Origin of the sequence: Brevundimonas sp. (assembly GCF_041911375.1) — a bacterium.
Classification (GTDB): domain Bacteria; phylum Pseudomonadota; class Alphaproteobacteria; order Caulobacterales; family Caulobacteraceae; genus Brevundimonas.
The window spans coordinates 1-1,330 of the sequence record NZ_JAYRPA010000008.1; the positions used below are offsets into that span (position 1 = coordinate 1).

Genomic DNA, 1,330 nt, shown 5'->3' on the forward strand with positions numbered 1-1,330 from the left:
CAGCACGACGTCGATGGTCTTCTGGCCCTCGCGGTAGCTGGTCACCGTGTAGCCGTTGAGCGACATGTTGAGCAGCGCCGCCAGTTCCTGGCCGGAAACGCCGAGCAGGCGCGCCTTGTCCTGGTCGATCTCGATCTGTACCGCCTTCGACAGCTCGCTCCAGTCGAAATTGACGTTCGACAGCGCCGGGTTGGCGCGCATGGCGGTGGCGACATCACCGGCGATGCGCCGCAGGGTCGCGATGTCCTCGCCGGAGACGCGGTACTGGACCGGGTAGCCGACCGGCGGTCCGTTCTCGATGCGGCTGATGTTGCCGCGGATGCCCGAAGCCTCGTTTTCGAACAATTTGATCAGTCGACCGCGCAAGGCCTCGCGGGCCTCGACGCTGCGCGTGACGATGACGACCTGGGCGACGTTGCTGGCCGGCAGCTGCTGGTCGAGACCGAGGTAATAGCGCGGCGCGCCGGTGCCGACGTAGGCGGTGTAGTGCTCGAACTGGTCGAATTCGGCCTGGTCGCGGGCCAGCCAGTCCTCGAACTTGCGGGTCGCGGCGTCGATGGCGGGCAGCGAGGCGCTTTCCGGCAGGCGCAGTTCGACGTTGAGTTCGAGGCGCGTCGAATTTGGGAAGAACTGCTTCTGCACCTTGCCCATGCCGACGATGGCCAGTCCGAAGAGCAGTAGCGTGACGCCGATGACCAGCCAGCGCCGCCGGACGCAGAGTGCGACGACCCGACGGAAACGGTTGTAGAACGCCGTGCCGTAGACGTCGTGGTCCTCGCCATGCGTCAGCCCGCCGAGGCCCAGCTGGTCCAGGCGTTGCACCAGCGCCGGCCAGCGGCGGGCGATCAGGCCGGGCTGCTTCGGCGCGCGCGGGTCGGGCAGCAGCTTGTAGCCGAGCCAGGGAATCGCCACGACCGCCGCCAGCCAGGAGATGAGCAGGGCGATGGCGTTGATCTGGAAGAAGGCAAAGGCGTATTCGCCGGTCGACGACTTGGCGATGGCGATCGGGATGAAGCCGGCGACGGTGACCAGCGTGCCCGACAGCATAGGTCCGGCGGTGCTGGTGTAGGCGAAGGAGGCGGCGCGCGTGCGCTCCCAGCCCTGCTCCATCTTCACCCACATCATCTCGACGGCGATGATGGCGTCGTCGACCAGCAGGCCGAGGGCGAGCACCAGCGCGCCGAGCGAAACCTTGTGCAGGCCGACGTTGAGCAGGTACATGGCGAGGAAGGTCGCCGCCAGCACCAGCGGGATCGAGAGGGCGACGACCATGCCGGTGCGCAGGCCGAGGCTGATGAAGGTGACCAGCAGGACGACGAAGACCGCCTCG

General features: G+C 67.3%; 1 protein-coding gene. It reads right to left on the reverse strand.

Annotation, left to right across the window (positions count from 1 at the left end):
- A partial coding sequence (locus ACE3PU_RS01160) for an efflux RND transporter permease subunit (RefSeq protein WP_374385783.1) occupies positions 1–1,330 on the reverse strand: 1,330 nt, incomplete at both ends.